Annotated in this window: 13 protein-coding genes; 12 read left to right on the forward strand and 1 reads right to left on the reverse strand. The window is 31.2% G+C overall.

Going from position 1 to position 13,155, the window contains the following annotated elements:
* The first annotated feature begins 69 nt into the window (after positions 1-69).
* A complete protein-coding gene (locus tag F3K33_RS05585) occupies positions 70-999 on the forward strand; it encodes a tetratricopeptide repeat protein (RefSeq protein ID WP_039770426.1) in 930 nt (309 codons plus the stop codon).
* Between the two features lie 810 nt (positions 1,000-1,809).
* On the forward strand, positions 1,810-2,343 hold the full coding sequence (locus F3K33_RS05590; protein WP_039771304.1) for a hypothetical protein: 534 nt from the start codon (positions 1,810-1,812) through the stop codon (positions 2,341-2,343).
* 293 nt (positions 2,344-2,636) lie between these two features.
* Here the strand turns inward: F3K33_RS05590 and F3K33_RS05595 are convergent, their stop codons facing one another.
* Complete coding sequence (locus F3K33_RS05595) at positions 2,637-3,248, reverse strand: hypothetical protein (RefSeq protein ID WP_023973448.1); 612 nt, start codon at positions 3,246-3,248, stop codon at positions 2,637-2,639.
* A 494-nt stretch (positions 3,249-3,742) separates the two neighbouring features.
* Here F3K33_RS05595 and F3K33_RS05600 point away from each other — a divergent pair, with 494 nt between their 5' ends.
* The 10 genes from F3K33_RS05600 (at position 3,743) to accD (ending at position 13,154) form a co-directional block, all read left to right on the forward strand.
* Positions 3,743-4,192, forward strand: a complete 450-nt coding sequence (locus F3K33_RS05600; RefSeq protein WP_011968410.1) for a MarR family winged helix-turn-helix transcriptional regulator — start codon at positions 3,743-3,745, stop codon at positions 4,190-4,192.
* A 14-nt stretch (positions 4,193-4,206) separates the two neighbouring features.
* Positions 4,207-5,178 (forward strand): beta-ketoacyl-ACP synthase III, encoded by a 972-nt coding sequence (locus F3K33_RS05605; protein ID WP_011968411.1) that lies wholly within the window; start codon positions 4,207-4,209, stop codon positions 5,176-5,178.
* Positions 5,179-5,531: 353 nt separating this feature from the next.
* Complete coding sequence (fabK, locus tag F3K33_RS05610; protein ID WP_011968412.1) at positions 5,532-6,473, forward strand: enoyl-[acyl-carrier-protein] reductase FabK; 942 nt, start codon at positions 5,532-5,534, stop codon at positions 6,471-6,473.
* On the forward strand, positions 6,466-7,410 hold the full coding sequence (gene fabD, locus F3K33_RS05615) for an ACP S-malonyltransferase (protein WP_039771301.1): 945 nt from the start codon (positions 6,466-6,468) through the stop codon (positions 7,408-7,410). The genes fabK and fabD overlap by 8 nt, the downstream gene beginning before the upstream one ends.
* A gap of 198 nt (positions 7,411-7,608) precedes the next feature.
* Positions 7,609-8,349, forward strand: coding sequence for a 3-oxoacyl-[acyl-carrier-protein] reductase (gene fabG / locus F3K33_RS05620; RefSeq protein ID WP_017210853.1), 741 nt, complete (start codon positions 7,609-7,611; stop codon positions 8,347-8,349).
* Between the two features lie 17 nt (positions 8,350-8,366).
* Positions 8,367-9,602, forward strand: coding sequence for a beta-ketoacyl-ACP synthase II (fabF, locus tag F3K33_RS05625; RefSeq protein ID WP_039771299.1), 1,236 nt, complete (start codon positions 8,367-8,369; stop codon positions 9,600-9,602).
* 381 nt (positions 9,603-9,983) lie between these two features.
* Complete coding sequence (gene accB / locus F3K33_RS05630; RefSeq protein ID WP_039771297.1) at positions 9,984-10,499, forward strand: acetyl-CoA carboxylase biotin carboxyl carrier protein; 516 nt, start codon at positions 9,984-9,986, stop codon at positions 10,497-10,499.
* A 3-nt stretch (positions 10,500-10,502) separates the two neighbouring features.
* A complete protein-coding gene (gene fabZ / locus F3K33_RS05635) occupies positions 10,503-10,931 on the forward strand; it encodes a 3-hydroxyacyl-ACP dehydratase FabZ (protein WP_011968417.1) in 429 nt (142 codons plus the stop codon).
* 14 nt (positions 10,932-10,945) lie between these two features.
* The gene (locus F3K33_RS05640) at positions 10,946-12,298 is read left to right on the forward strand and encodes an acetyl-CoA carboxylase biotin carboxylase subunit (RefSeq protein ID WP_039771295.1); all 1,353 of its coding nucleotides are present in this window, start codon (positions 10,946-10,948) and stop codon (positions 12,296-12,298) included.
* A complete protein-coding gene (gene accD / locus F3K33_RS05645) occupies positions 12,291-13,154 on the forward strand; it encodes an acetyl-CoA carboxylase, carboxyltransferase subunit beta (protein ID WP_039771293.1) in 864 nt (287 codons plus the stop codon). Before F3K33_RS05640 ends, accD begins: the two co-directional genes overlap by 8 nt.
* Position 13,155: the final 1 nt, after the last annotated feature.

Genomic DNA, 13,155 nt, shown 5'->3' on the forward strand with positions numbered 1-13,155 from the left:
TACCTGCTCTTTCGGTTAGTATCACATAAGTATGCATATAACAAATCAAATGAATGGATGAAGAACAAGATGGAAAACAAGAATTATTTATACAATAATTATATAAATATGGCGAGAAATTTAAGATCAGAAAATAACTTATTAAAAGCCATTTCATTTTATCAAAAGGCATATGCCTTAAATATAGGAAAAGAAGATATAGAATTACTAATGGATATGGCATTAATTTATGATGAAATTGGATTATCTGGTGATGCAGAGAAAAAGTATCGAGAAGTAATTGAATTAGATGAGGATGATGCTAGAGCATATTATGGCTTAGCAATAATATATGATGAAAATGATGAATTAGAAAAGGCTAAGAAATATTATGAGAAGGCCATAGAAAAAAATCCTAATTATGATAAAGCATATTTCTTTTTAGCCAATATATATGATGAATCAGGTGAAAAGGATAAGGCAATAAGCAACTATAAAAAGGTTATTGAGATAAATCCTAATTATATGTGGGCATATGCAAATCTAGCTTGTATTTTAGAAGAAAATAATGAGAATATTGAGGCGCTAAATTATATAAATAAGGCTTTAGAAATTGAGGATGGACATTACAAGATATTATTTAATAAAGCAGTAATTTTAAATAAGTTAAATAAGATAGAAGAGAGCAAAGAATATTATTACAAGTCTATTGAAGCAAATCCCAATTATCCTTATAGTTTTCTGAATTTATCTGTAGCATATAGAGAAGAAGGTAATTTTGAAAAAGCTATCGAAGTAATAAGTAAGGGAATAGAAGAAAATGATGATGAAGGTTTTCTATATTATAATAGAGCTTGTTATTATGTAAATATAAATGAAAAATTAAAAGCATTAAGAGATGTAGAAAAAAGTATAGAATTAAATGAATTCTTTTTAGAGTATATGAAGAAAGACAAAGAATTAGATCCAATAAGAGGACTTGAAGAATATAAGAATCTTTGGATAGATATCCAAATTTAAAACTAAATTTATGTTATAACTTACCGAAATCATAAATATTTTGATTCCGAAAAGCTATGAAAATATCGCTGAAGGTTCTAAGCGGCAGGTTATACCCACTTTAGCATGCTCCAACTTTCCTAGGGAAGCTCGACTCATTACATTCGCTGAGGAAGTTCGAGAACCCAAAATAAAATTTTGGACTCTCACTTCACAAGCTAAAATGGAACAACCTACAGCTAAGAACCTTTAACAGCTCATTTTCAAATGTTTTCTTCACAAATATATTTATGATTTCTAGTGAAGATATGAACTTAAAGTTTTAGTAAATTTGTAAATACATTCATCTAATAAGCTGAATTCTTAAATTGGATATCCATATGGATAAACCAATTATAAGTTAGATTTATACTATGAAATATATCCCAACTAGAAATGGGTAATATACTTTTGTGGAATGTTTCATTGGTAATTTTGATGGATGTGATTCTTTGGCTATAAGTTGTTCCAAATGTGCTAGTTCAAAGCTTGTTCTTTGAGGCTAGCACTTTGGGTGCAACTTTATAGCCTTAGAATCACCCATCAGAATTACCTAGAAACTGGAACAAAAGTATGTTATTCATTTCGGCGAGTTATATGCATAAGTTCAGGTCTTAGTAGGTTTATCTATACAATACTGGAAACAATAGAACGGATGCCCTTTGAGTAGTGCGTATATCCTCATTAATATAATCTATCTTTTAGGAATAAAATATTTAAAATAACAAAGGATAAACTTAAAGAGTACTTTTTGTAAATAAGGTAGATTTATTATAATATGGAGGAACAATAATGCGTAAAATAATAATCCGTTTGATAACGTTTGTAGTATTCATAACAGTATTCACAAGTAATTTAGCATATGCACAAATTCCGAATATACCTCAGCAGTATGGCCCTAAAATATCTAATTTACAGAATAAGGAGGATATTATTAACAGCTTAAATCAAATTAAAGTTATACGGGCAAATTTAACTGTATATAATATAAAACCAGATACACCAGTTGATGACTTGAAGAAGTTTGATATTGAGATACAGCGTTATATTGAGCAGCTTAGAATTATTAGGACTAATTTGGTAAATCATGCTGATAAATATTCAAATTCAATTTCTGACGTGTTTTTTTCAGAACAAATTGTAATTATAGCTACTTGCTATATTGTAAGTTTAAAGCACCAACAGATCTTAGTAAGAGCAATAGAAAGCAATGTGCCAGAAGCTTCAACGTTATTTTATTCAACGTATATGATACCAATATATTATTACCTTACATTAGGTGATGAACAAATAGCTTATACTCAAACATATACAGTAATTTCTTAATAGATTGAAATATATATTGAAATGCACAATGCTCAATTTAATGCACAATTATCAATTATCATTTCACAATGCATAATTACATATGAAATTCTTGCAATGTTTTTAGAATTATGATGAAGAATTATTTTTGCAACATATATATATTCTAATGAAGAAAAATTTGAAGAACTTTGAAATAGATACCATTATATAAGAAGAGATTTTGTTGAAATACTGGATAATAAAATAAAAAGCAAAAGAAGCCAAGTTTTAAATATTAAAGCTTGGCTTCTTTTTGTTATAACTTAATGTAATTAATTTGCATACTTAACAGTAGATAAGTCTGATGCATGTTCATATTCTATTGTTTCATTATTATATAGGAATTTCACGCCATCAATCCATTCGCCTTTAGATTTGTTATTAGATTGAAGGAAATTCTCAATCAAAGTATTAGCTGTAACTGAACCACCAGTTGATCCTTGAAACTTTGGAACCCATTTTTTATTATTTGAGTCAGTTAAGTTTATAGTAGCAACTTTTTTGCCGTTAACAGTATCTATAGATTTAACTTCAATTGGTAAATTGTCAAATTTTTTCTCTGATACAGCTTTTGCTAATTCTTTTAGCTTGTCCTGTAGAGTTGAATTTTCATTTACCTCAATAGTACCTGATTGATTTGGTTCCAAAGAGTTATCATCTATACTATATATAGAAAGTTTTAACTTATTTACTTTTTTTGTATCGCTTGTAGTTTCATTAGCTTTTTTACTATCAGCATTAGAAGAGCCATTGTCGTCTTTATTTTGCTCTACAGTAGTAGTGTTATTATCACTAGGCTTAGGGGAATCACTAGGCTTTGTGCTACAAGAAACCATTACGGTACTTAACATTAAAACTGTAGCTATAATTAACTTTCTAGTCATGATATGTACACCTCCTATGTTTAAAAATTAATATTATAGATAATATTAACTAATTTAATTAATTATATCATATGAAATTGCTAATTAAAAGCATACAAGAGACTGGAAAAAATTGAAAAAAATTTGACAATGTATTTTGAGTATAGTATATTTTGATTATCAAACTATTTGATTTTAAAACTTTTTGATTAAAGGCGAGGCATACTCAGAAAATATAAAGTAAATATGTTTGTTTATATATTTTGTCTAAAGTAAAGTGAAACTTTTCATGTAGTTCATTCTGAATTCAAAATGAACTTTCCTCAGCCAATCTTAGGACAAAATATCTTTATGTCGTTTGCTTGTTATTTTATTTCATATGTCTAATTGGTCAATAGATTGCGTATTTGGTATGATATTTAAGATTTTCATTACCAAATTTTTCATTTTATAAACACTGAATATAATTTTTGTTAGAAGATATTTTTGGATGTCAAAATGGAGAGTGCAGATAAATGGATAAATCAACAAAACTGATTAATGAGCTTTTGGTGCAGTTATTTAATGATGTCTTACAAATTGAGGAGCAAAGTTTAAAGAATGGTGTACTTTCAGATCTTTCAATAACAGAAATTCATACTATAGAATCTATTGGTATGTACAGTGAAAGAACAATGTCAGAGGTAGCGCAGAAATTAAAAATTACAGTAAGTACTTTAACAACTGCTATCAATAAATTAATTAAAAAAGGATATGTAGAAAGAAACAGGATAGAAACAGACAGAAGAGTTGTTCTTATTAAATTAACTCGAAAAGGAAAGTTAGCATTCAGAATCCATCAGAGATTTCATGGAGAAATGATAAATAATGCAATAGAAGGATTAACGTTAGAAGAAGAAGAAATTTTAATTTCTTCTTTAAGTAAAATAAATAACTTTTTTAAAGAAAAATATGAATTAGTATAATGAAGGAGAAAAATATGAGTAATATTAAAATTGCTGGAATTGGAGCATATCTTCCATCTCTAGTAGTTACTAATGATAGAATAAGTGAATTCGTTGAAACAAGTGATGAGTGGATAGTGCAAAGAACAGGTATGAGAGAAAGAAGAATCTCAGAAGGAGAAAATACATCTGATATCTCAACAAAAGCAGCTAAGCTTGCACTTGAAAGAGCTGGTATTGATGCAAAAGATTTAGAGCTTATTATTGTTGCTACAATTAGTCCAGATATGTTTATACCATCGGTTGCATGTCTAGTTCAAAGTAATTTAGATGCAAGTAAGGCAGCTTGTTTTGATATAAGTGTTGCATGTTCAGGATTTGTATACGGCTTGGAGACAGCTAAAGCTTTAATGATGTCTATGAATTATAAAAATGCATTAGTAGTTGGAGCTGAAGTTCTTTCAAAAGTAACAGACTGGACAGACAGAAGCACTTGTATTTTATTTGGAGATGGTGCTGGTGCTGCTGTACTTAAGAGGGATGAGGCACCAGGAATAATTAAATCATATTTAAGAGCGGATGGAAAAAAGGGGGAAGCACTTACTATAGGCGCTACTGATTTTGATACTCCTTTTTCAAAAGAAAAAAAATTAGCTAAAAGAACTATCGATATGAATGGTAGAGAAATACTTAGATTTGCAGTATCTGCAATAGATGAAGCCGTTACTGAAGTTATGAAAGATACTAATGTTTCATTTGATGACATTAAATATATAGTACCTCACCAAGCAAATTATAGGATTATAAAATTAGCAGCAGAAAAGTTGAAATTAAGCGAAGATAAGTTCTATTTGAACTTAGAAAAGGTAGGAAATACATCAGCTGCAACAGTACCTATAGCTTTAAATGAAATGTATGAAAAAGGCTTACTAAATAAAGGTGATAAAATTATTCTTGTCGCATTTGGTGGTGGGTTAACTTATGCAGCAACATTACTTGAGTGGTAATTAAAAATAATAGTTAAATAAGCTTTTATTATTTAACTTTGAAATAGATTTATATATAAGAATGGAATGGTTATGGAAATAAATATCATATCATTTGAGATTAAAATAATACAAGATGCAATTTAATATTTATAAAAAAACCAATGTATAAACGTTGGAGAATATGAACTTATTTTTAACTTTTTAGTAATCTCATTGATAAAAATATGCTATAATAGTAAAATTACTTATCATAATAGGCAAAATGGCTATTATACATAGATAAGATTAAAATACAGGAAGTTCCATTATTATAGTAAGAGATAGTACATTAAGCGATATTTTGTGATTGGTAATGGTAGGAGGAATATGTTGTGGAAAAAAATAGAGTATGTGACCTGTTAAAAATAGAATATCCTATATTTCAAGGTGCTATGGCAAGAATTGCAGATGCATCTTTAGCTTCAGCAGTAAGTGAAGCTGGTGGACTTGGAATAATAACTGGGGCAGCACCAACTGAATGGGTAAGAGAACAGATAAAGAAAACAAAGGAATTAACTAACAAGCCATTCGGTGTAAATATAATGTTAATGGCAGAAAATGCTGAGGAAATAGCAGAATTAGTATGTGAAGAAGGCGTATCTGTTGTTACAACTGGTGCAGGAAGTCCAGGAAAGTATATGGAAAAATGGAAAGCTCATGGAATAAAGGTTATACCAGTAGTAGCTTCTGTAGCACTAGCTAAAAGAATGGAAAAGTCAGGAGCTGATGCAATTATTGCAGAAGGTACTGAATCAGGTGGGCATGTAGGTCAGTTAACTACTATGACATTAGTACCACAAGTTGTTGATGCTGTAAGCGTACCAGTTATAGCAGCTGGAGGAATAGGTGATGGTAGAGGAGTAGCTGCATCATTTATGCTAGGCGCTGAAGGAATTCAAGTTGGAACAAGATTCTTAGTGGCAAAAGAATGTACAATACATCAAAATTATAAAGATAAAGTACTAAAAGCCAATGATATAGATACAGAAGTAACAGGAAGACCAACAGGTCACCCAGTTAGAGTTCTAAGAAATAAGCTTGCAAGAACTTATCTTAAGTTAGAAAAAGAAGGAGCATCTGCTGAAGAATTAGAAAAGCTTGGAATTGGTGCGCTTAAAAAGGCTGTTGTAGATGGTGATGTGGATAATGGATCACTTATGTCAGGTCAAATAGCAGGACTTATTTGCAAGGAACAATCATGTAAGGAAATGATTGAAGAATTATTTACAGAATCAAATGAAATATTTAAGCGTTTTGGAGGGAATCATGAATAGTAGTAAGACTGCATTTCTTTTTCCAGGTCAAGGAGTTCAAACTATTGGAATGGCAAAAGAACTTTGCGATAATATACCAGAATGTAAAGAAATATTAGATCGTAGTGAAGAAATTTTAAATATGCCTATTAAGAAAATGATGTTCGAAGGGCCAGAAGAAATTTTAACAGCAACAGAAAATGCACAACCTACAATACTTGTTGCATCACTTATCGCGCTAAAAGCACTAGAGATAAATGGCATTGAAGCAGATTATGCAGCAGGCCTTAGCTTAGGAGAATATGCAGCGTTAATATACGGGGGAGCACTTTCTTTAGAAGAAGGATTACTTCTTATAAAAGAAAGAGGAAGAATAATGGGTAGTGCGCTACCAGAAGGCCTTGGAAAAATGGCTGCTGTGTTAAAATTAAATGATGAAAAGATACAAGAATTATTAACTAGAGCAGGTGAATTTGGAATAGTTGAAGGGGCTAATTATAACTGCCCAGGCCAAGTAGTTATTTCAGGAGAAAACAAAGCAATCGATGAAGCCGTAAAAATTGCAAAAGAATTAGGAGGCCTTGGAATTCCGCTAAAGGTTAGTGGACCATTTCATAGTTCACTTCTTGAGCCTGCAAGTGAAGAATTCTTTAATACTATAAAAAATGTTGATATTAAAGAACTTGAAAAAGTAGTTTATTCAAATGTTAAAGGGCTTCCTTATGAAAGAGAAGATGATGTTAAAGAATTATTAAAGAGACATATAAGAACATCAGTCCTTTTTGAAAAGACTATAAATCATATGATAGATAGCGGCGTTGATACATTCATAGAAGTAGGTCCTGGAAAAGCACTTAGAGGATTTGTTAAGAAAATAAATAAGAGTGCAAGTCTTTTAAATGTTGAGGATATGGATTCATTGAAAAACACAATTGATAAGATTAAAAGCAATCTTTAATATATAAATATATATTTATTAAAAGTAAGTCTCTGCATTTTTATCTTAACTGACACATGGTCTGCTAGGATTTTAAATGTAGGCTTATTATTGTAAAATATAGGAATAGTTATTTAGAATGAGTAGATGGATTATAAATAATTATTTGCAGCTCAGTTATAGGGTAATTGTTTATAACAATAGGAGGTAATTTAATATATGCTAAAAGGAAAATGTGCAATTGTTACAGGCGCATCAAGAGGAATTGGAAAGGCAATAGCTTTAAAGCTTGCATCTCTTGGAGCTAATATAGTTTTAAATTATAGAAGTAATGAAAAAGAAGCATTAGAAGTTGAAAATGAAATAAAAGGCATGGGTGTAGAAACTTTATGTGTAAAAGGTGATATATCTAAGTCAGAAGAAGTTGATAATCTTATCAATTCTGCTAAAGAAAAATTTGGCACTATAGATATAATGGTAAATAATGCAGGAATCACAAAAGATGCATTAATAATCAGAATGAAAGAAGAAGATTTTGATAATGTTATTGATGTTAATCTAAAAGGTGTGTTTAACTGCTTAAAAGCTATAACTCCAATTATGATGAAACAAAAACATGGAAAGATAATAAATCTTTCATCAGTAGTTGGAATTACTGGAAATGCAGGTCAAGTAAATTATTCTGCGTCTAAAGCTGGAGTAATTGGAATGACAAAATCATTAGCTAGAGAAGTTGGTTCAAGAGGAATCACTGTAAATGCAGTAGCACCAGGATATATCGAAACAGATATGACAGAAGCTCTAGCAGATAAATACAAAGAAGAGATGAAGAAGACTATACCGCTTAAGAGATTAGGAAAAGCAAGTGATGTAGCAAATGTTGTAGCTTTCCTTGCAAGTGAAAGTGCAGATTATGTTACAGGGCAAGTTATCCAGGTTGACGGTGGAATGTTAATGTAATGGAGGAAGTTTGATTTATGGAAAGAAGAGTAGTAATTACGGGGATGGGAGCTCTGACTCCGATAGGAAATGATGTAAGTACGTTTTGGGATAATGCAAAAAGCGGAAAGCTAGGAATAGATTATATAACTTTAGTTGATAAAGATTTAGTAGATGTAAAAATAGCAGCAGAAGTTAAGGGCTTTGATCCAGATACTTTAATAGGTAAGAAAGAAGCAAAGAGATTAGATAGATTTGCTCAATTTGCTTTGGTTGCATCAGATGAAGCAATAAAGAATTCAGGAATAGATTTAGAAAAAGAAAATCTAGAAAGATTTGGAGTAATGCTTGGATCTGGTATAGGTGGATTTGAAACTATTGAAACTGAATGTACTAAAATTGCAACTGGAAAGTCTAAAAGAGTATCTCCATTTTTCGTTCCTATGACAATAATAAATTTAGGTGCAGGAAATGTAGCTATTAAATATGGATTAAGAGGACCATGTACATCAGCAGTAACTGCTTGTGCAACAGGAACAAACAATATTGGTGATGCATTTAGAACAATAAAACATGGTTATGCAGATGTAATGCTTGCAGGTGGAGCAGAAGCACCTATAACTAGACTTGGAGTTACTGGATTCCATAGTATGAAGGCATTAAATTCAGGAAATGATCCAGAAAGAGCTTCTATCCCTTTCGATAAGGAAAGAGGCGGATTTGTAATGGGAGAAGGTGCAGGAGTTGTAATTCTTGAATCTTTAGAACATGCTGAAGCTAGAGGTGCAAACATCATAGCTGAAGTTGTAGGATATGGATCAACTTGTGATGCATATCATATTACATCTCCAGATCCAGAAGGAGCAGGAGCTTCAAGAGCTATGGCTGATGCGTTGCAAGAGGCAGGAATTAAACCAGAACAAGTTTCTTATATAAATGCTCATGGAACTTCAACAGAATTAAATGATAAATTTGAAACAGCAGCTATTAAAAAAGCGTTTGGAGAAGAAGCATACAAAGTTCCAATATCTTCAACAAAATCTATGACAGGTCATCTTTTAGGAGCAGCAGGAGCAATAGAAGCAATAATATGTGCAAAGGCTCTTGAAGAAGGATTTATCCCGCCAACAATCGGATATAAAACAAAAGATGAAGAATTAGATTTAGATTATGTGCCTAACGTTGGAAGAAAGCAAGATTTAGAATATGCACTTACTAACTCTTTAGGCTTTGGTGGACATAATGCCACTTTACTTTTGAAAAAGTGGAAATAATAAAGATATATTTGGTAAAATAAAAAGTGTTACATATATTTTATGCCAGAAAAGTTAGATGCAGTTAATAAGAAATATTAACTTTATGAATGTGACTTAGTACGGCATAAAATATATAAATAATATTTTTGAATAAGATATATATATATACATTGCAAAAAATAATTCCTAAGAATAATTCTAAAAATATTACAAGAATTTCATACGTAATTGTAAATTAAAAATTGAGCAGTGTGAATTGTGCATTGTGAAATGATAATTGTGCATTGGGAATTGAAATGTGAATTGATAATTGAGCATTAAGCTGTGAATTGTGAATTGTGCATTGTGAATTAAATTATGAATTGTGAATTGCAACATATATAAGAGGAGGATATTTTTATGGACTTTGAAAAAATTAAAGAGCTTGTTAAATTGGTTGACTCTTCAAGTTTGGCCTTTTTTGAGCTTCAAAGTGGAAATGATCATATAAAGATGGATAAATCATTAACTAGAGGATTAGCTGATAATGGCTCAGGAAATTATACTCCAGCTGTAAATAATCAGGTTAACACTGCTGCTAGTTCACTTAGTTCAGTAGAAAGATCAGAAAATCATATAGTGGAGAAAGAAGAAGTAAAGGCTGCTGAAAAAGAAGTAGTTATAGACGATAAGGATGTAAGTATTATAACTTCTCCTATGGTTGGAACATTTTACTCTTCAGCATCACCAGAAAGCTCACCTTTCGTAGAAGTTGGCGGCACAGTTTCTAAGGGAAAGGTTATTTGTATTATAGAAGCTATGAAACTTATGAATGAAATCGAAAGCGAATATAATGGAGTAATAGTAGAACGCTTAGCTAATGACGGAGATATGGTAGAATATGGCCAGCCATTATTTAAGGTTAAGGGGGAATAATTAATGCTTAACATAAATGAAATAAAAAAAATTATACCACATAGATACCCAATGCTTTTAATAGATAGAGTAACTGAAATGGAAATAGAAGAAAAACAATTTGTAAGAGGATATAAAAATGTTTCTGCAAATGAAGCATTCTTTCAAGGGCATTATCCAGAAGAACCAATTATGCCAGGAGTACTTCAAGTTGAAGCTTTAGCTCAAACAGGAACAGTTGCTATTCTTTCAATGGAAAGATTTAAAGGTAAGACTCCATTATTTGCAGGTATAAATAAAGTTAGATTTAAAGGAAAAGTTGTACCTGGAGATAAGCTTGATTTATATTGTGAAATTATTAAGATTAAAGGACCTATAGGTATTGGAAAAGGGATTGCCTCAGTAGATGGAAAAACAGTTTGTGAAGCTGAAATACTTTTTGCGTTGCAGTAGGATAGGTGATAAAAATGTTAAAGAAAGTGCTAATTGCCAACAGAGGAGAAATTGCAGTTAGAATAATTAGAGCTTGTAGAGAAATGGGAATAAGTACAGTAGCTGTTTATTCAGAAATAGATAAAGAAGCACTTCATACTCAACTTGCAGATGAAGCTGTATGTATTGGTTCTGCAATGCCTAAAGATAGTTATTTAAACATAACAAACATTCTAAGTGCATGTGTTTTAACTGGAGCTGACGCTATACATCCAGGGTTTGGATTTTTATCAGAAAATCCTAAATTCGCAAAGATGTGTAGACAATGCAATATTAAATTTATAGGTCCTGATTATGAGACAATTGAGCTTATGGGAAATAAGGCTAAAGCAAGAGAAATTATGAAAGCTTCTGGTGTTCCTGTAGTACCTGGATATGAAGGTGAAATAAGAGATGAAGCCCATGCTTTAGAAATTGCAAAAGGTATTGGATACCCAATAATGATAAAAGCATCAGCAGGTGGCGGCGGTAAAGGAATAAGAGTTGCTAATAATGATGAAGAATTCTTAATGGGCTTTAAAACTGCTAAAACAGAAGCAAAAGCTTGTTTTGGGGATGATTCATTATATATAGAAAAATTTGTTCAAAAGCCAAAGCATATTGAATTTCAAATATTAGCCGATGAACATGGCCATGTTATACATTTATGTGAAAGAGAATGCTCGATGCAAAGAAAGAACCAAAAGGTTTTAGAAGAAGCACCATCAAATGTATTAACAGAAGAATTAAGAGCTAAAATGGGTGAAATTGCAAAGAAAGCAGCTCTAGCTGTAGATTATAAGAATGCAGGAACTATAGAATTCTTGTTTGATAGAGATAATAATTTCTACTTCATGGAAATGAATACTAGAATACAAGTAGAGCATCCAATTACTGAAATGATTACAGGTATAGACTTAGTAAAAGAACAATTGAAGATAGCTTCAGGAGAAAAATTAGCTTATACTCAAGATGATATAAAGATTAAAGGTCATGCAATAGAATGTAGAGTTAATGCAGAAGATCCAGAACATGATTTCAGACCATGTCCAGGAACAATCGAAGAGCTTTGTGTCCCAGGGGGTATGGGAGTAAGAGTTGATTCAGCTATATTCTGTGGGTATAAAATTCCTCATTGCTATGATTCTATGATAGCTAAATTAATTACTTTTGGTGATAATAGAAATGAAGCTATTGTAAAAATGGATAGAGCATTAGCAGAATTTGCAGTAGGTGGGGTAAAAACTAATATTGATTTTGAATTATCAATACTTCATACTAAAGAATTCTTAGAAGGAGATTATGATACTTCATTTTTAGCAGAAAAGATGGTGAAGAAGAATGCTTAAGGATTTATTTGTAAAAAGACAATATGCAACTGTTAAATCCTCAACGTTAAAAAAGAGTGTTTCTGAAGAAAAGCCTAATATACCATCAGGTATGTGGGAAAAATGTGATAAGTGTAATTCGATGATATATGCAGAAGACTTAGAAAATTCTAAGTTCGTTTGTGCAACTTGTGGTCATCATTTTAGACTTAATGCAAAAGAAAGAATAAAAGTATTTTTTGATAAAGATACTTTTAAGGAATTCTGGAAAGACTTAAAAACTACTAATCCATTAGATTTTAAAGGCTATGAAGAAAAGTTAAAAAGCACTAAGACTGATAGTACAGAAGCTGTTGTTACTGGAGTTGGAAAGCTAAATGGTATAGAAGTAGCATGTGCTATTATGGATAGCTTCTTTATGATGGGAAGTATGGGGACTGTAGTTGGTGAAAAGATTACAAGACTTATAGAACATGCCACAGAAAATAAGCTTCCATTAATGATTTTTACAGCATCTGGCGGTGCTAGAATGCAGGAAGGTATTTTTTCACTTATGCAAATGGCAAAAATAAGTGCAGCTCTAGCAAAGCATAGTGAAGCTGGTCTTTTATATATTTCTATATTAACAGATCCAACAACTGGAGGAGTAACTGCAAGTTTTGCAATGGAAGGTGACATCATTTTAAGTGAGCCGAATGCATTAATAGGATTTGCAGGAAGAAGAGTTATTGAGAACACAATTAAAGAAACTCTTCCAGATAATTTTCAAAAAGCAGAATTTTTACTTGAAAAAGGTTTTGTTGATGCCATTGTTGAAAGAAAGAATATGAGAGCATGTATATATAAAATTCTTATTTTGCATGGAGTGAGGAATTAAT

The sequence above is a fragment of the Clostridium beijerinckii genome (assembly GCF_008705175.1).
Classification (GTDB): Bacteria; Bacillota; Clostridia; order Clostridiales; family Clostridiaceae; genus Clostridium; species Clostridium beijerinckii.